This window comes from Candidatus Competibacteraceae bacterium, assembly GCA_016713505.1.
Taxonomy (GTDB): domain Bacteria; phylum Pseudomonadota; class Gammaproteobacteria; order Competibacterales; family Competibacteraceae; genus Competibacter_A.
In genome coordinates this window covers 1,756,275-1,777,740 of sequence record JADJPA010000001.1, presented here as the reverse complement: position 1 = coordinate 1,777,740, position 21,466 = coordinate 1,756,275, and the positions used below count along the sequence as shown (strand labels likewise).

The following is a 21,466-nucleotide window of genomic DNA, read 5'->3' as shown; positions in this document are numbered from 1 at the left end:
TGTCATGGAGTTAAGCTTCTGGCGCGAACGTTGGGAACGCGCCGAGATCGGCTTTCACCAGCCGGCTGTCAACGTGCATCTCCAACAATTCTGGGGCCGGCTGGAGCTGCCGCCGGGCCGGCGGGTGTTCGCGCCGTTGTGCGGCAAAAGCCGGGATCTGTTGTGGCTGGCGGGTGAAGGCTATCCCGTCACCGGCGTGGAAATCAGCCCGATCGCCGTCGAGGGGTTTTTCCAAGAAAACCACTTGCGGCCGCGCCGCTGGCGGGAAGGCGTGTTCGAGGTTTGGGAGCAGGACGAAATCCGGATATTGCTGGGCGATTTTTTCGCCTTGGAGCCGCGCCATCTGGCGGATATCGCCGGCGTTTACGACCGTGCCTCGCTGATCGCCTTGCCCCCGGCCATGCGCGAAGGGTACGCGCGCAAGCTGGACGCCATTTTGCCGGTCGGGATCCGCACGCTGCTGGTGACGCTGGAATACGATCAGGCGCTGTTGGCGGGTCCGCCCTTTGCGGTCGCCGAGCCGGAAATCCGGGCGTTGTTCGGGGCGGGGCATGACGTGGAACTGCTGTGCGCGCGGGATGCGCTGGCGGAGGAATCCCGCTGGCGGGAGCGCGGCCTGACTTGGTTGCTGGAAAAAGCCTACCGGCTGACGCGCCGCGCGGCGCCGGGCCGATGACCGCCGCGCCCGCGCCGGGGTCGGCCGCGCTCGCGTTGCGAATTTTTCTGCCGTTTGCCGCCGGCTATTTTCTGTCGTATCTGTATCGGACCATCAACGCGGTGCTGTCGCCTTATCTGACGGCGGAGTTGCGGTTGGACGCCACCGCTCTGGGTTTGTTGACCAGCGTCTATTTTCTGACCTTTGCGGCGTTTCAACTGCCGTTGGGCGTCTTGCTGGATCGCTTCGGACCGCGCCGGGTGGAAGCGGCCTTGCTGCTGTTCGCGGCGGCCGGGGCCGGGCTGTTCGCCGCCAGCAGCAGTTCGCTGGAGCTGATCATCGGTCGGGGGTTGATCGGGTTGGGGGTGTCGGCCTGTTTGATGGCCAGCTTCAAGGCGTTCGCATTGTGGTTGCCGGCCGAGCGGCTGCCGGTGGCCAACGGCTGGGTGCTGGCGGCGGGCGGTTTGGGGGCCTTGACGGCCACCGCGCCGGTCGAGGCCGCCCTGCAACTGATCGGCTGGCGGGGCGTGTTCGCGGCGCTGGCGGCGTCGAGCGTCGCGCTTGCGCTCGCTTTACTGCTGGTGGTGCCGGAGCGTGGTCCCCAGACGGCGGCGGGCGATCTGCGTTCGCAGTTGCGCGGCGTCGCCGATGTGTTCCGCAGCCGGTTGTTCTGGCGGATCGCGCCCAACAGCGTGTTGACCCAGGCCTTCTTCTTGGCGGTGCAAAGCTTGTGGGCGGGGCCTTGGTTGCGCGACGTGGCCGACTTGAGCAAGGCCGCCGCCGCCGATTATCTGTTCTGGACGGCGGCGGCCATGGTGGCGGGCTTTCTCGGCATGGGGCAATTGGTCTATCGCTTGGCCCGCTTCGGAGTGCGGCCGATAACGGTGGCGACAGCCGGCATCGGGTTGTTCATGCTGGTGCAACTGGCGCTGCTGTTCCAGGTCGGCCCGTTGTTGGGGCTGTGGGTGTTGTTCGGGTTTTTTGGCACCAGCGCGGTATTGACTTACGCCATTCTGTCGCAAGCCTTTCCGCCGGAGCTGGCGGGGCGGGTGAATACCGCGCTGAACCTGCTGGTGTTCGTGCTGGCTTTCGCCGGCCAATGGGGGATGGGGGCGATCATCAACCGCTGGCCGGCGGCGGGCGGCGGCTATGCTGACACGGGCTATCAGCTCGCGTTCGGGCTGGCGTTGGTCGGACAATTGCTTTCCTGGTTCTGGTTGCTGGCGGGATGCCGCCGTCCGCGCTAAACCCCGTGCGTCGCGAGGCGTCCGACCTTGGTGAATTGCCGGGATCGAGCGCACAATAAAGACTCCCAAACAGGTTGACGCGATAAGGAAGCTCCGGTCGTGATCGAGGTTCCGGGTTACACGATTGTGCGTAAGATCGGCGAAGGCGGCATGGCCACCGTCTATCTCGCGATCCAGCAATCGCTCGGCCGCCAGGTCGCCTTGAAAGTCATCAAATCCGCTCAAGTCAACGACACCCACTTCAGCGATCGTTTCCTCAAAGAAGGGCGGATCATCGCCCAGTTCCAGCACCCACAAATTATTACGATCTATGATTTTGGCTCGCACGGGCCGCATTCGTATTTTTCGATGGAGTTTTTGCCTGAGGGGACCTTGGCGCAACACATCGAACGCGGGCTGAGCCCGGAACGGGCGCTCGAAATCATCAAGTCGGTGTCCGGCGCGCTGGCCTACGCCCACCGGCGCGGCGTCATTCACCGGGACATCAAGCCGCAGAACATCCTGTTTCGTCAGGACGGCACGGCGGTGCTCAGCGATTTTGGCATCGCCAAGATCGTGGATGCCGATGACACGCAACTGACCGCGCCCGGACTCGCCATCGGCAGTCCGGTTTACATGAGTCCGGAACAGATTACCGGCAAGCCGCTGGACAGCCGCAGCGATCTTTACAGTCTCGGCATCGTGTTTTACGAAATGCTGGTCCGGGAACCGCCCTATCGCGCGGATGATGTGATCAGCATCGCCATGATGCACTGTACCCAGCCCCTGCCGCGCCTGCCCGATGGGCTCGGCCGGTTCCAACCCGTGTTGCAAAAGCTGCTGGCCAAAACCCCGGCCGAGCGTTTTGAAACCGCCGATCAGCTCATTGACGCGCTCGACCATCCCGAGTCTAGACCCTCTTTTCGTAACCTGATCGATACCGCTCAAATTCCCCAAACCCTCAGCGACGCGCTGTCTTCGAAAAAAAGCGGGCTGATCGGCGGGCTTTCGCTATTGGCCATGATCGTCGGTGGTGGCGTTTATCTGGCCCTGAACCGGCAACCGGTCGACAGCTACGAACAGCTCGCGCTGAAACATTTTCAAAGCGGTGAATTCGCGCAAAGCCTGGAGCTAGTCAAATTGGGTTTGGCGGCTTCGCCCGAGGATGGCCGTCTCCTGGCCTTGCGCGAGCGGGTCGAACGCTATCGGAGCGCGGCTGATTTACTGGAGCAGGCCCGGCAAAACCAGCGTGACGGATCGTTTGAACAGAGTTTGCAGCGCGTCGAGGAAGGCTTGCGACTCATACCCGATCACAGCGAATTGTTGGTCTTGCGCCAAACCCTGCAACCACAACTGCGCGAGCGACGCGGCCAGGCGGATCAACTGTTGGCGCAAGCGCGCGCCCGCTGGCAGGCCGGTGATCTCGAAGGCGGCCTGCAAGCCGCCGAACAGGGCTTGCAACGAGCGCCCGACCATCCGGAATTGTCGACGTTGCGCACGATGATTCAGAATCGACTCAAAGAGCGACAGCTCGTTCCCCAACTGGTGGATACGGTGCGGGAATTACTGCGGCAAGGTCGGCTGGAGGACGGCCTGAAACGCATCGAGGACGGGCTGCGCATGATTCCCGAACAGCCCGACCTGTTGAATCTGCGCCGGCAGGCGAATGCGGCGATCGCGACCGACCGGCGTATCGACGAGCGGCTGCGAGATTGCGCCAACCGCTTTCCGCTCGACCGGTTGACCGGCCAACAGGGCAGCGAAATCGTGGCGTGCTACCATCAAATCGCAGCCTTGGCGCCCGATCCCGGCCGAGTGCGTGCCGCGCTGCAACAGATTGCGGATCGCTATGCGGAGCTGGCCGCCGCCGCCATCCGCAAAGCCGATTTGCCGCTGGCTGGGGATTATTTGGCGCAGCTCGCTCTGATCCAGTCCGGTCACCCGCGATGGGCGACGCTGAATCATCTTTTGCAGACCAAACGCCAACAGGCGGAGATCGAAGCCCGGCGGGCCATCGACGAGGAGGCCAAACGGCAGGCGGTCGAGGACGCCAAGCGCCGCGGCGCGGAAGAAGCCAAACGCCGCGCCCTTGAAAAGGGGCTTTCCGAACCCGCTCCGGCCAATCTTCGGGTCCGCCCGAAAGCGCCGGCAACCACGGTTTTAAAATCCGAACTGAACCCGTCGTCGAAACCCGCCAAACCCCGTTCGGAACTCGCTGGCCCCGCTCGCCAGAAAGGACCGAAAACCCATTGCCGGGAGGCGCTGCTCAAAGCGCAACTCGGAGAACCGCTTTCAGCCACCGAACAGGAGGAATGTCAGCCATGAATCGATCGCGCTTCGGCAGTCTCAAACCCATGCGCTCCCTAGCCGTGCTTTCGCTCGCCGCGCTGTTATGGGCCTGTACGACACCGCCCGCCGAGCAGAAGCAGGCGGCCGCCGCCCCGCCGCCGGTTCAACCGGTGCCCTTTGACGAAGCGGTTTTAAAAGCGGCGAACGACTTGTTCAGCCGCGCCCAATTGCCGGAGGCAAACGCCAAGGAGCCAGCGCCTTATACGCTGGTGATCGATCCGTTGATCGACGGCGTGTCAGGGGCGCAATCGGTCGCCACGCGCTCCATGGAAGCGCGTTTGGTCGAACTGGTCAAAGCGAAGTATCCGCGGTTCGCGGTGCAGCCGTTTTCGACGGCGGCGGTCGCCAAGTCGCCCATCGTGCTGGTCGGCACCTTCACAGGTGTCAACAAGGACGGAAAAACCGAAGGCGCGCGCGAGGCGTTCCGCGTCTGTCTGGCGCTGGCCGATCTCAAGTCGGGCAAGATCATTGCCAAGGGCACCGCGCGGGCCAAGCCCGAAGGCGTCGATATCACTCCGACCGCGTATTTCAACGATAGTCCGACCTGGACGCCGGACCCGGCCACCGAGGCGTACATCAAGACCTGCCAAGGCACCAAGGCCGGCGATCCGATCAATGCGGCCTACGCGGACCGCATCCTCACGGCCGCCCTGATCAGCGAAGCGATCGATGCCTACAACGACCGGCAATATCAAAGAGCGCTGGGGTTGTATCAGGATGCGCTCCGCTCGCCGGACGGCCAACAATTGCGAGTCTACAACGGCCTGTATCTCAGCAGTTGGAAACTGGGTCGTCGCAATGACGCCACTCAGGCCTTCGACAAGATCGTCGATTACGGGCTGAGCAACAAACGGCTGGCCGTCAAGTTTCTGTTCAAACCCGGTTCGACGGATTTCTGGCCGGACCGGCAAGTCAGTGGACCGTATCCGCTGTGGTTGCGGCAGATCGCGCAGCGCACGTCAGCGCGCGCGGGATGCTTGGAGGTGGTCGGGCATACCAGCCGCACCGGCCCCGAACCGATCAACGAGCGTTTATCCTTGCGGCGGGCGGAAAGCATCAAGGGCAAGCTGGAGAATGATGCGACGGCGCTCCGCAACCGCACCATCGCCAACGGCGTGGGCTCGAAGGAAACCTTGATCGGTACGGGGACTGACGATGCCCGAGACGCGCTGGATCGACGGGTTGAGTTCAAAGTGGTGGACTGCCGCGCGCCCGGTTAGGGTTGAGAGGCGCGAGGCCACCCCTGCAAGCGGCCGAAACCGCTGCTCGCGCGGCGGCTTAAAATCGCGTCGGCCGAGCCTTGTCTTCCCACTGCTGGGCTTGTCGCGGGTCGCGCGGCAAGCCCAGTTCGCCTTCCCGATAGGCCCGCGCCAGCCGCCGGGCCGCGTCTGCATGGCCGCCGGCGACCGCTCGTTGCAGCCAGTCGACGGCTGCCAAATCGTTTTTTGAAACGCCGAGACCTTGGGCGTAGGCCAGCGCGATTTGATATTGGGCCGGCGCGTAGCCGCGTTCGGCCAACTGGTTAAACCACTGAAAGGCCAACTCCGGCGCGCGGGGCACGCCTTCGCCCCGCCGGTAGGATTCGGCCAGCCAATATTGGCCGCCCACATCGCCTTGGCGGGCTGCCTTTTCGAACCAGTAACCCGACAACCGCAGGTTGCGCGGCACGCCAAGACCCAAGCGATACAAGAATCCCAAGCGGAATTGGGAGGGCGCGTGGCCGTTCTGGGCCAGCGTCGTCAATAACGTGGCGCCCGCCTGATAGTCGCGTTGAAATACCTGCTTCATCGCCAGCCGGTATTGTCCCTGTCGTGGGTCGTCACAGCCGGCCAGCAGCGCGGCGCTCAACAGCAGGCAGCGGAAAAGCGCCCTCACCCCATTGAGTCCGGGGGCGGCGCAGCCGGCGGCTCGCGCCGTGGCGCTTCCCCCGTGGCTCGCTGCATCAGTGCGCCGAGGATGACCCCGCGCAAATAGGGCTGATGCAGCAGCAGCCAAGCCAGCAGGGGCGCGACGATGGGGAGCACCAACATCGCCAGTTGCCGGCCCAATCCCCACAGCTGGTACAGCACCGGCGAGTCGGGCAGCGCCAGCGCGTAGTCGGGGGGCGGCAGCTCGGTCAGCAACGGCAGATGGGTTCGATACAGCGCCAGTTGAAATTGGACGTACAGCAACACCATGATGCAGATCACCGGCAGCAGGGCGAGGGTGCCGTACAACAACCGACGCGACAGACCTCGCCCCGGCGTCGCCAGCGTCAAGCCCCAGAACAGCGGCAGGATCACGGTCGCGCGGTTGAACGGTAGCGGCAAGGCCATGAACAGTCGAGCCGAGTCGGTCAGCGGTGGCAGCAAACTCACGATCAGGCCCTGATCGCGGTCCAGGCCGACGCCCAGGACCGATTCTGGCCACAGCCATTGACTGAGCAGGCCGACGCCATGGCCGAGTTCCCGCGCGAGCGGTTCTCGAACCAGCCACCACCACAATCCCAAGCACGCCGGCAGGCAAAGCGCGCCACCGAGCAACAAACGGACTAATAAAGGATCAAACCGCCGGGACATGCCGCGTCGTTTCCAGCGGCAACCGGCGCAGCCAGAGCAGGAAGACCAGCAGCACGTCCATCAGGATCAACGCATCCCAGACGTACCAGTGCACCCAGTAAAACCAGGCCGGTTTCCAGACCCCCAGATACGCCAGACTGATGATGCGCGCCATGTTGAGAGCCTGTACCGCCAGCCAGCCGACCAGAAGACCGGCCAGTCGGTGACGCCACGGCGCCGGAAACGCCAGCATGGCGGTCCACAGCAGCAAGGTGGCTTCCACGCCGTTGCATAAATCGAGGATGCGGACGCTGAAACCGGGGATGGTCAGCACGTTGTCATGCACCCAGGCTTGTCCGCCAAACAGCGTGATCAACCCGCCGGCCAGCGCCGTCAAGCCCGTGGTAAAAGGCTTGATGAGCTGTTCCCGCACCGGCGGTAAGTAGACCACCCCATAGAGCGCCAAGCCGATTCCGATAAAAGCCAGCAGAAAGCGCCGCATAAACTCTCTCGTTCAGCGTTTTCGAAGTCTTGTCACCCGTCCGATCTCAGGCGGGTATCGGGTTTGAAATGAAATAGGGTGCGGCGTCCGACAACCTCTGGTTTATCGAGCCAGCGCGGCAACGACCTTAGTTTGTGTTTGGAGAGGTAACGGCAGCCGGTTGTAGCCCACTTTTTCGGCGGCCCGCACGGCGCGCAATAGCGCGGCCATCGGCGGGGTGTAATCGCCGACCAGCCAGTGCTGCTGGCGCTGCGTTTTGGAGGGTTCGGTCCTCTCCAGCAGTAAAGCCAGCTTGCCCGTGGCGGGATCGAACACGACGGAGACGCTGGGGTTGCAACCATGCGGCTGGCAGCCGCTGATATAGATGAATTCCCCCTGTGGCGCGCTCAAGAAGCGATTGAGTGCCGATTTCATTTGCATCGGCGCCAACCAAGGCCCGTCGCTACGTTTGATGGGGCCTGGTAATTGGTTGATCGCATTTTGATAGGGCCGTTGGAAGGCGACCAGGTCCAGCGTGTTGGAAGCATAAACTTGGTACGCTGTCCAATGCCGCGGAAATGGCAAATCCCTGGCCGAGTTCAACAAGGTGCGGGCGAGCGTGGTGAAGTCGTCCGCTGCCCAGCTTGCCGCAACACTCAACAAACCCAGCAAGCAAAAGAGAAATCTCCAGACCGATACGATCATGATGGCACTCTTATTGTTATTCGCTGACCTGGGCGGCCCAGTCGCGAGTTTTGAACCAGTAGTCGTGGCGCTCCTTCAACCAGCCATCCTGTTGGCGCAACAAAATCCAATTATTGAAGAAATTCAGTGCGTCGGGATCACCCTTGCGCAGCGCGAAACCTTCCGCGCCCTGCACGAAGGGTTCGGGGATTGGCAGGAACAAGTTATCGGGATGTTTCAAAGCTTCGAAGGCCGGGGTCGGGGTGCTGGTGACGAAAGCGTGGGCTTTGCCGTTTAGCACCTCTTGTAGCGCTAGCGCGTCTTCATCGAACTGGCGCAGCGTGGCTTTAGGCAGCAGCCGCTTGGCGGCGGTGGCCGGGGTCGTCCCGCGCCTTACCGCCAGGACCACTTCGGCCTTGTCAAAATCCGCCAGGGATTTAAAACCGGCCGCCAGCTCCTTGTGGGCGACCAAATGGATGCCGGAATTGGCGTAGGGTAGGGTGAAATTGACGGTCAGATTGCGCTCCGGGGTGATCGACATGCCACCGATGATCACATCGAACTTGCCGGCCAGCAAGGCGGGAATGATGCCGTCCCAGGCGGTCGGCACGAATTCGGCCTTGACCTTCATATCCTCGGCCAGTTGCTTGGCGACATCGATTTCATAGCCGATCAACTCTCCGCTTTTGTTGCGCATCGCCCAGGGGACGAAGGTGGACAGGCCAATCTTGATCGAGCCGCGTTTCTTGATGGTTTCCAATACGCTATCGGCGGCGAGCTGCTGGCTGGCGTTTTGCGCGCGAACGAGCGGCGGTACGAGCAGGGCGAGCGCCAGAAGAGTAGCCGTCAGCGGGACCAGCAGGCGGTTTGACATAGGTGCCCTCGAAAGAGTGAGCGGGTTCGGCAACAGATATAGCGGAGTCCCCGCTTTGATGCAATTTCCCGCGCGACAATTGTCCGCGCTTGAATTTCCTGTTCGTATGAAAGTATGGGAAAATCCACCGCTTATTCAGTAACCCGATCCTCCGAATCGGCGCTGTTCGCACCACACCTGCCCGCTTGATGCGATGGATGAATCGGAGTCCATTCCGCTGTTGGAAAAGCCCTGTTGGCCGCTGAAGACCGAAGATAACTCTATGCCACTCATTCAAATTTACGATACCACCCTGCGTGATGGGACTCAAAGCGAGGGTTTTACCCTGTCGGGTTACGACAAGATCCGCGTGGCCCGGCGGCTGGACGAGCTGGGCGTGGCCTTCATCGAAGGCGGCTGGCCCGGCTCCAATCCCAAGGACGCCGAATTTTTCGAACGCGCCCGCGATCTCGAATGGAAAAACGCGCTGATCGCCGCCTTCGGCTCGACCTGCCGGGTCAAGGGCGGGCCGGAAGACGACGCCAACATTCAAGCGCTTTTGGAGGCGCGGACCCCGGTTTGCACCTTGTTCGGCAAAACCTGGAACCTGCACGTCACCGAGGTGCTGCTCACGACCTTGGATGACAACCTGCGCATCATCGAGCAGTCCATCGCCCATCTGCGCGCTGCTGGCCGGCGGGTCATTTACGATGCCGAACATTTCTTCGACGGCTATAAGGCCGATCCGTCCTACGCGCTCGAAACGTTGGAAGCCGCCGTTCGGGGCGGGGCGGAAACCCTGGTGTTGTGCGATACCAACGGCGGCAGCCTGCCGTGGGAGGTGGAAGCCATCCTCCACGAGATGAAGGAAGCGCTCCAGCATCCGTTTGGCATCCACACCCACAATGACGGCGAGTGCGCGGTCATCAACGCGCTGACCGCCGTGCGCCAGGGCGCGATTCAGGTCCAAGGCACCATCAACGGCGTCGGCGAACGCTGCGGCAACGCCAATTTGTGCTCGGTCATGGCGAATCTGGAACTCAAGATGAAGCGCCGCTGCTTGCCGGAGGGCGGTTTGGAGAAACTGTCCGAGCTGTCGCATTTTGTTGATGAGGTCGCCAATGTCACTCCCAACGACCATCTGCCCTACGTCGGTAAGAGCGCCTTCGCCCACAAGGGCGGTGTGCACGTCGCGGCGATGCGCCGCTGCGAGCAGTCCTACCAGCACGTCGCGCCGGAACAGGTCGGCAACAAGATGCGAGTCGTCGTCTCCGCGCTGTCAGGTCGGGCCAATATCTTGAGCAAGGCCGAGGAGCACGGCGTCGCTGTCAGCGATTCGACGGATGTAGTCGGCGTGCTGAACGATGTGAAGGAACTGGAAGCGCGCGGCTTTTCCTTCGAAGCCGCCGAAGCCTCGGTCGCCATGATGCTCAAGCGCCAGCAGCCGGATTACCAGCCGCTGTTCGAACTGATCGATTTTCTGGTGAACGTCGAGCATCGTCAGGGACGCGGCATCTTCGCTGAAGCCATGGTCAAGGTGCGGGTCGGCGATGAAGTGTTGCACACCGCCGCCGAGGGCAACGGCCCGGTCAACGCGCTGGATATCGCCCTGCGCAAGGCGCTGCTGGGGCATTACCCGCAGATCGCCGACTTCAATCTGGCCGATTACAAGGTGCGCATTCTGGACGGCCAGGACGGCACCGAGGCGATTACGCGCGTCTTGATCGACACCCGCAACACCACGCGGCTGTGGAGCACGGTCGGCGCCAGCGCCAACATTATCGAAGCCTCTTGGCAAGCGCTGGTCGATGCGGTGGAGTACGGGCTGTCGGTAGCCCATTGAGTCATTCCGCAACGGTATTCTTTGGGAAAACAAAAATCATGAAAGCGAAAATTGTCTTGCTCCCCGGCGACGGGATCGGCCCGGAAGTGGTTGCTGAAGCCGTCCGCGTGTTGGATACGCTCGCCGGCAAGTTCGGCCACGAATGGAACTACCAAGAGCGGCTGATGGGCGGCTGTTCCATCGACCGGTTCGGTTCGTCGTTGACGGACGAAACCCTGGCGGATTGCCAGGCGGCGGACGCGGTGGTGCTGGGCGCGGTGGGCGGGCCGAAGTGGGATGACCCCAACGCCAAGGATCGCCCGGAGCGGGGTTTGTTGGCCTTGCGCAAGGGCTTAGGGGTGTTCGCCAACCTGCGGCCGGTCAAGGTGCATCCGTCCCTGATCGACTCCTCGCCGCTCAAGCCGGAAAAGCTGCAAGGGGTGGATATTCTGGTGATCCGCGAACTGACTGGCGGCCTGTATTTCGGCTGGCCAAAGGGGCGGGATGTTAAAGATGGCCGCGAGCGGGCGGTCGATACTTTGGAGTATTACGATTACGAAATTCGCCGGGTGCTGGAACTGGCTTTCAAGCTGGCGAAAGGTCGCAAGAAAAAAGTCACCTCGGTCGACAAGGCCAACGTGCTGGAATCCTCACGGTTGTGGCGGCAGCTTGCCGTCCAGGTCGGCGCGGCGAATGCGGATGTCAGTCTGGATCATGTGCTGGTCGATACCGCCGCCATGCGATTGATTACCGGTCCTGCCTCAATGGATGTAATGGTCACGGAAAACATGTTCGGCGATATTTTGACCGACGAGGCTTCCGTTTTGGCCGGTTCGATGGGGATGCTGCCGTCCGCCAGCCTGGGCGCGGGTCGGGTCGGGTTATACGAGCCGATTCACGGCTCGGCCCCCGACATTGCCGGCAAAGGCATCGCCAATCCCATCGGCATGATCTTGTCGTGCGCGCTGCTGTTGCGGCACTCGCTGGGCTTGGAAGCCGAAGCCGCCGCCATCGAGAAGGCGGCGGACGACGCCATCACCGCCGGAGCGCGTACCGCCGATCTCGGCGGCACGCTGACCACCCGCCAAATGGCGGAGGAGATCGTTCAGCGGTTGTGATGTTTTAAAGATAATGAAAATTTCATTTGGGCCGGTTATTTCGGTCTGAACCGCTCGGTGGGAGCTGTTGAAAAAGTCGTTTTTGGGTCGAACGACGCGATAGCAAAGGCTCACTCGCCCAGCATTCTCATGGCGTTTTCCAAGCTCAGCCGCATCCGATTGAACGATTGCGACAGCGAGGAAATTTCATCCCTGCCCGAACGCACGTACTCCGACACGCTCAGTTTGCCCAAGCTGACTTCGTTGGCCATGTGCGCGATCCGCACCACCGGTTGAATCACCACGAAATGGAGGAGGATGTTAAGGAGGATCAGCAGAAACAGAAAAACGCCGCCCAACAGAATCATGAACGTGGTGAACGCTTTCTGGGCCCGCGCCAACGGCACGTCCATCGGCACCGTGACGATCTGCGCTCCGATAATTTCCTCCATCTTCCAGCCGAAACCGTTGTTGACGCCGTAGAGATCCGTAAAGGTTTTCGGTGCTTCTTCAGGTTTGCCGTGGCAGGTCAAGCAACCCTCGTCGTTGATGCGCAACGGCCGAGCCAAATTGAGCATCCGGCCGGTCGGCGTGTCGCGCTCCACCACGAGTTCCTTCCGGTCGGGATTGTCGCGAAATTCGCGGACAATATCGGCTTCCCAGTCGGTGGCCCGATTGTTGGGATTGGTCGGATTGAGCGCCGATTCCTTATAGGAGTATTCGGGAAACTTGACGCGCAGCGCCTTGAAAGTTTCCTTGGCCGCATAAGCGGATATGGTCTCCGGCCGGAACGCTCGTTTCATTTGCAAGGTCAACAGCGGTTTGATTTGTTCGGCGGTGTAAGTGCGGGCGCTGAGTGCGCTTTCCATCATGATGCCGGCGCTCTGAAGCACTTCTTCGCGGGCGTTCTGCTTGAGAAGGTTATTGCTCAAATGGGCTGTCAGTCCCAAACCAATGAGGAAAGCCAACAGTAAAACCAAATTGAATTTCAGGCGTAGACCCATGAGCGCTTTCCTCAGACTGCTTTGTCGATGAAATTACATTCTTTCAATTCAAAGGGTTGAGCATAGTATTTCGGTGCTTTGTTTCTGGATGATTTCACTTGATCGGTAATTTGTTTCAGCGCTATTTCATGGCGTTGTCGCACAAATTCAGATGGCCTTCCTGGTAGGAGGAGGAACAAAGAAACGGATATTCGGATATGGAATTGGCCGGCTTCAATGCGTGTATGGGCACAGGAACGGCTGATGATATCTGATGAACGCGATAACTAAGGAATCTATCATCAAGCAACTGTTCGGAATCGTATTAGGGGCGCGCAAAGATCCGCGAATCAAGGCGGACGAACCGCTAAGGCTTTCAGGCCGCCTTCCAAGGTGGCGACCTTGGCGACCTTGGCCTTCAAAATCCGGTGACCGTCGGCTTGGAGATCGGTGACGATCGGGGCGTCACCCAAGCCACCATCCAGAAGACCCGCTAGCGGGTGGCGGTAGGTCCGCTCGGCGGAAGGCGCGAAACGCAGACAGCGTCTCGCGCCTTCCGCCTGTTTGGGATGGATGCATAGCGGCTGCTTGTTACGGTTTTTCCGGTACGAGCAATCGCATGGAGCAGCAATGATATAAAAAGTTAAGAGGGCCGATGCGCGCTCCGCACGGCCCTCTATCAGTCGGCGCAAACCGCTGTCTGGCAAGTTACCGCGCCGCTAGGGGGATCATCCATTGCAGGTAATAAGCCTGCATGTAAGTGATGATGCCGATGATGACCGCGAAGAACAGGCTGTGCTTCAAGGTGAATCGGAACAGATCGGATTCCTTGCCGACCAGTCCGGTCGCCGCGCAGGCCACCGCGATGGACTGCGGCGAAATCATCTTCCCAGTCACACCGCCGGTGGTGTTGGCGGCGATGGTGAGGGTTGGATCGACTCCGATCTGTTGGGCCGTGACCTGCTGCAAGTTGGCGAACAGCGCGTTGCTGGAAGTATCGGAGCCGGTCAGAAACACGCCGAGCCAGCCCAGGAAGGGCGAGAAGAACGGGAACAGCGCGCCGGTCGCGGCAAACGCCAGCCCCAGCGTCGAGGACACGCCGGAGTAGTTGGCGATGAAGGCGAAACCCAGCACCAAGCCGATGGTGAAAATCGGTCGGGCCAATTCCACGAAGGTTTCCCATAAGGTGGTGAAGAAGGTTTTGATGTTGACGCCAAGCACGAAGGCGCTGATCACTGCCGCCAACAGGATGGACGTGCCGGTGGCGGAGAGTACGTCAAATTTGTAAACGGCCTCATACGGCGAGACCGCCTTGACGATCGGCACGTCTTTCAACACCTGCTTGTCCAGACCGGGGATGTGGAAGCTCATCACCCAAGACTCCAGCGGCGCGCCCTTGGCGAACAACGCCTTAAACGAGGGTAGCGTCCAAATCGTCACCATGATGGTCAGGATGATAAACGGCGACCACGCTTTCAGGATTTGACCGAGGGTGTATTGCGATTGGGCGCGATGATCCGCGGCGCTGACACCGCCGCCGTTGCCCTGAAAGGCGAAGTCCTGCTGCGGTTGCCAGACAAAGCGCAGGAACAACGTTAGCACGACCAGGCTGACCAGGGCGGAGGTGATGTCGGGCAGTTCGTATGCCCAATGGTTCGAGGTGTAATACTGGGTCAGCGCAAAGGCAGCCGCCGCTACTAACAGCGCTGGCCAGGTTTCGCGGATACCACGCCAGCCATTCATGATGAACACCAGCCAAAACGGCACGAACAGCGACAGCAGCGGCAGTTGTCGGCCCGCCATTTGCCCAATTAGGAATGGATCGGTACTGGTGACCTTGCCAGCGACGGTGATGGGAATGCCCAGCGCGCCGAACGCGACCGGTGCGGTGTTGGCGATCAAGCACAAACCAGCGGCGTAGAGTGGATTGAAGCCCAAGCCGACCAACAGCGCGGCCGTGATGGCTACCGGCGCGCCAAAGCCCGCCGCGCCTTCCAAGAACGCGCCGAAGCAGAAGCCGACCAGCACCATTTGCAGGCGCTGGTCGCCGGTGATGGACAGCACCGACGAGCGGATGATTTCGAACTGACCGGTCTTGACCGTGAGTTTGTAGAGGAACACGGCGGCCACGATGATCCAGGAGATCGGCCACAAGCCGTAGAGAAAACCGTAACCGGTCGCCGCCAGCGCCATCGACACCGGCATTTGATAAATCACCACCGCGACGGCGATGGCGAGCGCCACCGTGATCAGGGCGGCGATGTGGCCCTTCATCCGCAACACCGCCAGCGCGATGAAGAAAAAGATGATCGGAATGGCGGCGACCAAGGCCGACAGCCAGAGGCTGCCCCCTAAGGGCGCGTAAACCTGAGTCCAGGTTGACATCGTGATCGAACTCCTCGGTGGGTGGTTGAAAAGGTGAATGACGCTTTTGTTTTTCTTCCTGAAATCTCGGCGGGCGGAATCGCGGGCGCAAAAACCCCCTACCCACTCGCGCGAGCATCCTTAAGAAGCTGAAAGGACTAAGAAACTAGCTGGTGTCAGGCTGGGAGCAGCGATCCACCAGATAGACGATGGATCGGTAATAGCGGCCGCTATGCAGGGACAGGCCGATTTCGCAGGTGCGGCTGGTGGAATAGCCGGACTGGCACTCATCCGGTAGCGCCGCCTTTAAATCCCGCAGCGCGCTGGCGTTCAGTTCCGGGAGCGTGAAGCCCTTGTCGCCGGCCCAGCCGCAGCAGGTTACCCGGTCGGGGATGACGACTTTTTCGGCGCAGGCGTCGGCGATGGCTTTGAGTTTGATCTGCAAGCCCATGTTGGTGGTGCTACAGGTCGGGTGCAGGGCGACGGTTTCCGGCAGCTTGCGCAGCGTCAATCGTGGCAACACGACATCGTGCAGAAATTCGGTGATGTCTTGCACCTGGAGTCCCGATTGCGCTTGGTTGCGTTTCAGCCGCAGCGAACAGGGGCTGGTGTCGATCACGATGAGGTCTTGGCCGTTGCGGCTCGCTTTTAGCAGCGCCTGCTCGACGGCTCGCTGCTTGGCCTCGGCCTGTTCCGGCAGGCCCTTGCTGGCGAACGGTTGGCCGCAGCAGAGCGCGCCACGATCTTCCGGCAAAATCACCTCAAATCCGGCCTTGCGCAGTAGCGCGGCGGTTTTGACCGGCAAGGCGTCGGTTTCGGGATCGCCCTGTGCTGGCCCCATGCTGCGGCTGGCGCAACTGGGGAAATACACCACGCGCGGCCGCTCGGCTTTTGGGTTTGGTTCCAGATTCGGCAACGCACCAGCGGAGGGCATATAGCGGTTCCACAGCGGCAGCCGGTCGCCCGAGAGCTTGCGAAACGCGCCGGTGATCGCGCCTTGTACGCTGTCGCCGAGCAGGCGCTGTGAGAAGTTAGCGGCGGCCAGACCGGCGCGGGTGAGGGCGGTGACAGCGCTGAATTGCCCGCCGACCCGGTTCCCGACCCAGCGGCTAAGCGCGCCGCGCCGTTCCTCACGCTTCTTCAGCATCATCGCGCCGGTATTGATGCCGACCGGACAGGTCAGCGAACACAGGCTGTCGGCGGCGCAGGTGTCGATACCTTGATATTCGTAAGCATCAGCGAGCTGTTGTAACCGGCTGGCATCCTCGCCCACGGCGCGCAGCCGCGCCATCTCGCGCAGGCCGACGATGCGCTGGCGCGGCGAGAGGGTGAGGGCGCGAGACGGACAGTTCGGCTCGCAAAAGCCGCATTCGATGCACTTGTCCACCAGCGGATCGACGGCCGCCATCGGTTTGATATTTTTAAGATGCGCTTCCGGGTCGTCGTTGAGAATCACGCCGGGGTTGAGCAAGTTGCGCGGGTCGAACAGCGCCTTGATGTCCCGCATCAAGCCATAAGCTTGCTGGCCCCATTCCAATTCGACGAACGGAGCGATGTTGCGGCCGGTGCCGTGCTCCGCCTTCAGCGAACCGTCGTAGCGCTCGACGATCATCTTGCACACATCGTCCATGAAATTTTTGTAGCGTTTGGTTTCCGTCGGATCGGCGAAATTGGGGGTGATGACGAAGTGCAGATTGCCTTCCAGCGCATGGCCGAAAATGATCGAGCCGGTGTAACCGTGCTGGTCGAACAGCCGTTGCAAGTCCAAAGTCATCGCCGCCAGTTGCGGCACCGGCACCGCCACATCCTCGATGATGACGGTGGTGCCGGTCGCCCGCGCCGAGCCGACCGAGGGAAACAGGCCCTGGCGGATCGCCCACAGTTGAGTGAATTCTTCGGGTCGGTCGGTGAATTGAAACGGCAACAGGGTCGGGGTCGCGGTCAGGCTGGCGGTGATCGCCGCCACTTGAGCGCTTAGATTGTCCGCATCCATCGCACGGGTTTCCACCAGCAGCGCGGCCGCAGCTTCCGGCAGGGTCTTAAAATACGGCGGCATTCCGGCCTTGTTTTCCACCGAGCGGATCGAGGCCCGATCCATCAACTCCACCGCCGCCACCGGCTGGCTTTTCAACGTTGCCACCGCTTCGCAGGCGATTTTGATGTCGGGAAAAATCATCAGCGCGGTGGCTTTATGGCTGTGTTCCTCGACCGTGTGATAGGTGATTTCCGAGATGAAGCCCAGCGTGCCTTCCGAGCCGATCATCAGATGCTGGAGCATCTCGAAGGGGTCTGCAAAATCGACCAGCGCGTTGAGGCTGTAGCCGCAGGTGTTCTTGATCTTGAACTTGGCGCGGATGCGCTCGGCCAGCGGTGCGTCGGCGCGGGTGCGTTGGCCTAGTTCGTCGAGCCGCTCCAGCAGCGCGCCGTGGCTGGCGCGGAAGGCGTCACGACTGTCGGGGTCATCGGTGTCCAGCACTGCGCCGTCAGCCAGCATCACCCGCATACTTTTCAGCGTTTTATAGCTGTTTTGGGCGGTGCCGCAGCACATGCCGCTGGCGTTGTTGGCGGCGATGCCGCCGATTTGGCAGGTGTTGATCGAAGCCGGATCGGGGCCGATCTTGCGACGATACGGGGCCAGATAGCGGTTGGCATGGCCGCCGATCAGGCCCGGTTGTAGGCGGATGGTCGCGGCGTCGGGGCCGATGTTCCAGCCGCGCCAGCCATCGCCCAATTGCAGTAGCACCGAGTCGGTGACGGCTTGGCCCGACAGGCTGGTGCCCGCCGCGCGGAACGTCACCGGCGTTGCGTGCTGGTGGGCGAGCGCCAAAATCCGCCGCATTTCGTCTTCGTTTTCCACCTTGACCACCAGCTTCGGAATCAGCCGGTAGAGGCTGCCGTCGGTGCCGTAGGCGAGCGTGCGCAGCGGGTCGGTGATCAGGCGCGACGCGGGAATGAACGCTTGCAGGTCGCGGTGCAGACTGTCGTAGGCCGTCGGGGACATCGGTGGTTCAGCCTCTTTGGTGGTGTGCGCGTCGTGCGATGCGGCGCGCTGTTTTGTTATCGGGTTCGGCTGCAATTCTTATTAGGTAAGCTGCAACCCTTTTGCATAGCTATGCGCCGTTTTTTTATGCATGTAGCCAAGACTTAAATAAAACGGATGGGAGTCCTTGCGAAGGATGTTAGAACGCACCTGAATTTGTGCTAAACCCATCGTTGTTGCCCACTCCTCGGCGGCGCTCACGAGCTGACGGCCTACGCCACTACGCTGTGCTGTAGCCCGAACAACGAGACCACTAATTTCCGCTTTGAGGCCGGCTTCTAGTGATAATCGCTGCTCTACAACGATCCAGCCCAATAAACGGCTATCATTGTCAGCCGCCACGATAACCTGATGGGTATTGGAGCCAAGCAGTACGGATAACCATTCAAGGGTTTCTTTTTCTGAGACCCCATACCCAAGTTCTTGAGTGAGCGTGGCGATTTCAGAAGCGTCATTGCTGTTGGCGATTCTGAGGTTGATAGCCATGGCGCTTAACACCTAACCCTTGGATCAATCGTTAAGAATCAGCACCACCAATTCCTTGGGACCGTGCACGCCGAAGGTCAGCACCAATTCGATATCGGCGGTCTTGGACGGGCCGGAGATCAGTAAGGCGTTGGTCGGCATCCCTTCCGCCCAACGTTCCTGGCGCATGGCGGACGCCAGGGAGTCGTGAATCTTATCGGCGTCCAGCACCGCGATATGCAGCGGCGGAGCCAACGACATCAAACGCGGTTCATCGGCGGTCGGCCACAGAATCAGCGCGCCGACATCGGCGATGGCGCCTTGGGTCGAGGTGATGCCGGCGTCGATGGAAAACAGCCGCTCCTTGCATTGCTCGACGCTTTGGTCGTAAGCGACCAGCGGCGGCAGATTGTCTTCCCAGCTTTCCGCCAGCTTGACGCCGAGGGGGCTACGCGGCCCGTGCAGCAGGCCGTTCAGCGAGCGGCGGCGCAGCACATCCTTTAGAGTCGCCAGCCACTGTTGTCGCTCGCTGACGATCACCTCGGCGTGCATCGCTTCCATGCGCTGCTTCAATTGCGCGATCTTATCGGCGCGGCTGAATTCCGGCGTGGCCGGCGCTTCGGGTTCGGCGACGGACGCGACCGGCCGGGCCGTGACGCGCAGACGGGACAGAATGTTAGCGCGGGCTTCACTCATCGCGGATCCCCTTTTCCTTGGCGAGAACGTGTAGGCTTTTGGTGGCGAACGGCGGCAAAGCGCGGGATTGGCTCCATTTTTTCACAATGCCGACGGCGGGCAACTTGGGTAGCAGCGGCCCCGCCAGACCCAACAGCTTGGCGTTGAGCGCGTTGAACCAGGGTTCGGCATTGCTGAACGCCCAGCCCTTCCAGGTCAGATTCTCGGTCGCGTTCGACTTGTAGCCGTGATCCTTGACCGAATTCGGCGTTTCGTCCTTGTCGTAGGATTCGACGCGCAAGCGGCGCAGGATGTCGGTGATCGGAATCTTGACCGGACAGACTTCCTCGCACGCCCCGCAAAACGTGGAGGCGGTCGCCATCGCGCCGGCGTTTTTCAAGCCTTCGATTTGCGGGGTCAGAATCGAGCCGATGGGGCCGGGATAGACGTAGCCGTAAGCGTGGCCGCCGAGGCGAGTGTAAACCGGGCAATGATTCAGACAGGTGCCGCAGCGGATGCACTTCAAGGTGTGCCTGAGATCGGGATCGGCCCAGATTTTGGAGCGGCCGTTATCGAGCAACACCAGATGCACTTCCTTGGGGCCGTCTTTCTCATCGGGCTTGCGCGGCGAGCTGATCATGTTGAAATAGGTGGTGATCAACTGTCCGGTGGCCGAACCGGTCAGCAACCGCAACAGCGGCGGCACGTCCTCCAGCCGCTCCAGCACCTTTTCGATGCCCATGATGGCGATGTGCACCGGCGGGGCGGTGGTGCACATCCGGCCGTTGCCCTCGTTTTCCACCAAACACAGCGTGCCGGTTTCGGCGACCGCGAAATTGACCCCGCTGACGCCGACCTCGCCCGCGAAAAACTTCTCGCGCAACACCTGCCGGGCGATAGCGTTCAACTCCTCGACTACTTCGGTGTAAGGGGTGTTGGGAATTTTTTCGTGAAACAACTTGGCGATTTGGTCGCGGTTTTTGTGGATGGCGGGAACGATGATGTGCGAGGGCGTTTCGTGTTCCAGTTGGATGATGTACTCGCCGAGATCGGTTTCCAGCGCCTCAATGCCGCGTTCGTGCAGAAAATGGTTGAGGTGCATTTCCTCGGAGACCATCGACTTGCCCTTGATGACGCGGGTGGCGTTGTGGCGCTGGATGATCTCCAGGCAAATCGCGTTGGCCTCGGCCGGCGTTTCCGCCCAATGCACCTGAATGCCGTTTGCGGTGCATTTTTTCTCCAGGCGTTCCAGCAACTCCGGCAACTGGCGCAGCGCCCGCTGGCGGATGGCGTCGCCGCGCGCCCGCAACCGCTCGAAAGCCTCCACGTCGGAAAACAGGTTGCGGCGGCGCAGCCCCAGCGTGTCCATCGCCGCCCGCAGGTTGCGGCGCAGTTGGCCGTCGTCCAGCGCCTTTTTGAAATTCTTGGGAAAATCGACCGCGATCTCAGTCATCAGGTGCGCTCCAGCAGAAATTCGGCGACATGCTTGGCGGGAATCGGGCTGTTGCGGTGCTTCAACGCTCCGCCGATGTGCATCAGGCAACCGTAATCGCCCGACAGCACCACCGCCGCGCCGGTTTGCTCGATGTCCGCCACCTTGTCGGCGACCATCGCCGAGGAAATATCGGCCTGCTTGACCGAGAAGGAACCGCCGAAGCCGCAGCATTCGCGCTCCCGTTGCAGTTCGATCAATTCGACGTTTTTGAGTTGCCGCAGCAACGACTTGGCGTGATCGATGACCTTCATCTCGCGCAGGGCGCTACAGGACGAATGCCAGGTGACTTTGATCGGCTGCCCTTTGTCTTCCAGCTTGAGGTCGAGCACCTTGACCAGGAATTCATTCAATTCAAACACCCGGCCAGCGAAGCGTTGCGCCTCGGCGGCTTCGGGCTGATCGGCGAACAATTTGGGATAGTGATGCTTGAGCATCCCGCCGCAGGAGCCGGACGGAATGATGATCGGATAATCCTTGGCGAAGGCTTTCAACTGTTGGCGGGCCACCTTGCGGGCTTCGTCCGGAAAACCGGAGTTATAGGCGGGTTGGCCGCAGCAGGATTGGCTTTGAGGGTAGACGACCTGAATGCCTTCGCGTTGCAGCAGTTCCATGCCGGCCATTCCCGCTCGGGGAAAACACAGGTCAATCAGACAGGTGCCAAAAAAATACACCTTCTCAGGACGATTGGACATCGCGCGTTCTTCTCCAACTTTTGGGGTTATGCCGTTTCCGCTGGCGCT

The 21,466-nt window shown here is 61.2% G+C and carries 18 protein-coding genes; 6 read left to right on the top strand and 12 right to left on the bottom strand.

The features are described 5' to 3' along the window. Positions 1-4: 4 nt before the first annotated feature. The 4 genes from IPK09_08045 (at position 5) to IPK09_08030 (ending at position 5,450) form a co-directional block, all read left to right on the top strand. A complete protein-coding gene (locus tag IPK09_08045) occupies positions 5-676 on the top strand; it encodes a thiopurine S-methyltransferase (GenBank protein MBK7983567.1) in 672 nt (223 codons plus the stop codon). After that, positions 673-1,902, top strand: a complete 1,230-nt coding sequence (locus IPK09_08040) for an MFS transporter (GenBank protein ID MBK7983566.1) — start codon at positions 673-675, stop codon at positions 1,900-1,902. The genes IPK09_08045 and IPK09_08040 overlap by 4 nt, the downstream gene beginning before the upstream one ends. A gap of 99 nt (positions 1,903-2,001) precedes the next feature. Next, positions 2,002-4,206 carry a protein kinase gene (locus tag IPK09_08035; protein ID MBK7983565.1) on the top strand — a complete coding sequence of 735 codons (2,205 nt, stop codon included), beginning with the start codon at positions 2,002-2,004 and terminating at the stop codon, positions 4,204-4,206. Beyond that, positions 4,194-5,450 (top strand): OmpA family protein, encoded by a 1,257-nt coding sequence (locus IPK09_08030; protein ID MBK7983564.1) that lies wholly within the window; start codon positions 4,194-4,196, stop codon positions 5,448-5,450. Before IPK09_08035 ends, IPK09_08030 begins: the two co-directional genes overlap by 13 nt. 58 nt (positions 5,451-5,508) lie before the next feature. Here IPK09_08030 and IPK09_08025 read toward each other — a convergent pair whose 3' ends face one another. The 5 genes from IPK09_08025 to IPK09_08005 form a co-directional block, all read right to left on the bottom strand. Then, positions 5,509-6,105, bottom strand: coding sequence for a sel1 repeat family protein (locus IPK09_08025; protein ID MBK7983563.1), 597 nt, complete (start codon positions 6,103-6,105; stop codon positions 5,509-5,511). Continuing rightward, positions 6,102-6,788 (bottom strand): hypothetical protein, encoded by a 687-nt coding sequence (locus IPK09_08020; GenBank protein MBK7983562.1) that lies wholly within the window; start codon positions 6,786-6,788, stop codon positions 6,102-6,104. Before IPK09_08020 ends, IPK09_08025 begins: the two co-directional genes overlap by 4 nt. After that, complete coding sequence (gene xrtH / locus IPK09_08015) at positions 6,772-7,269, bottom strand: exosortase H (GenBank protein MBK7983561.1); 498 nt, start codon at positions 7,267-7,269, stop codon at positions 6,772-6,774. The genes IPK09_08020 and xrtH overlap by 17 nt, the downstream gene beginning before the upstream one ends. A 102-nt stretch (positions 7,270-7,371) precedes the next feature. Further along, complete coding sequence (locus IPK09_08010) at positions 7,372-7,953, bottom strand: hypothetical protein (GenBank protein MBK7983560.1); 582 nt, start codon at positions 7,951-7,953, stop codon at positions 7,372-7,374. Positions 7,954-7,969: 16 nt separating this feature from the next. Then, on the bottom strand, positions 7,970-8,806 hold the full coding sequence (locus IPK09_08005) for a transporter substrate-binding domain-containing protein (GenBank protein MBK7983559.1): 837 nt from the start codon (positions 8,804-8,806) through the stop codon (positions 7,970-7,972). Between the two features lie 262 nt (positions 8,807-9,068). Here IPK09_08005 and IPK09_08000 point away from each other — a divergent pair, with 262 nt between their 5' ends. Both IPK09_08000 and leuB read left to right on the top strand, forming a co-directional pair. Continuing rightward, entirely contained in the window at positions 9,069-10,628 is a 1,560-nt protein-coding gene (locus IPK09_08000) for a citramalate synthase (protein ID MBK7983558.1), read from the top strand. 38 nt (positions 10,629-10,666) lie between these two features. Continuing rightward, positions 10,667-11,725, top strand: a complete 1,059-nt coding sequence (gene leuB, locus IPK09_07995) for a 3-isopropylmalate dehydrogenase (protein ID MBK7983557.1) — start codon at positions 10,667-10,669, stop codon at positions 11,723-11,725. 110 nt (positions 11,726-11,835) lie between these two features. Here leuB and IPK09_07990 read toward each other — a convergent pair whose 3' ends face one another. The 7 genes from IPK09_07990 to IPK09_07960 form a co-directional block, all read right to left on the bottom strand. Further along, positions 11,836-12,708, bottom strand: a complete 873-nt coding sequence (locus tag IPK09_07990) for a DUF3365 domain-containing protein (GenBank protein ID MBK7983556.1) — start codon at positions 12,706-12,708, stop codon at positions 11,836-11,838. Between the two features lie 687 nt (positions 12,709-13,395). Continuing rightward, complete coding sequence (locus tag IPK09_07985; GenBank protein MBK7983555.1) at positions 13,396-15,072, bottom strand: lactate permease LctP family transporter; 1,677 nt, start codon at positions 15,070-15,072, stop codon at positions 13,396-13,398. Between the two features lie 145 nt (positions 15,073-15,217). Continuing rightward, on the bottom strand, positions 15,218-18,052 hold the full coding sequence (locus IPK09_07980) for an FAD-binding oxidoreductase (GenBank protein MBK7983554.1): 2,835 nt from the start codon (positions 18,050-18,052) through the stop codon (positions 15,218-15,220). An 81-nt stretch (positions 18,053-18,133) separates the two neighbouring features. Beyond that, positions 18,134-18,577 (bottom strand): GNAT family N-acetyltransferase, encoded by a 444-nt coding sequence (locus IPK09_07975; protein ID MBK7983553.1) that lies wholly within the window; start codon positions 18,575-18,577, stop codon positions 18,134-18,136. 24 nt (positions 18,578-18,601) lie between these two features. Further along, a complete protein-coding gene (locus IPK09_07970; GenBank protein MBK7983552.1) occupies positions 18,602-19,252 on the bottom strand; it encodes a lactate utilization protein in 651 nt (216 codons plus the stop codon). After that, positions 19,245-20,684: an iron-sulfur cluster-binding protein gene (locus tag IPK09_07965; protein ID MBK7983551.1), complete on the bottom strand. Its 1,440-nt coding sequence runs from the start codon at positions 20,682-20,684 to the stop codon at positions 19,245-19,247. Before IPK09_07965 ends, IPK09_07970 begins: the two co-directional genes overlap by 8 nt. Then, positions 20,684-21,418 (bottom strand): (Fe-S)-binding protein, encoded by a 735-nt coding sequence (locus IPK09_07960; GenBank protein ID MBK7983550.1) that lies wholly within the window; start codon positions 21,416-21,418, stop codon positions 20,684-20,686. The genes IPK09_07965 and IPK09_07960 overlap by 1 nt, the downstream gene beginning before the upstream one ends. Positions 21,419-21,466: the final 48 nt, after the last annotated feature.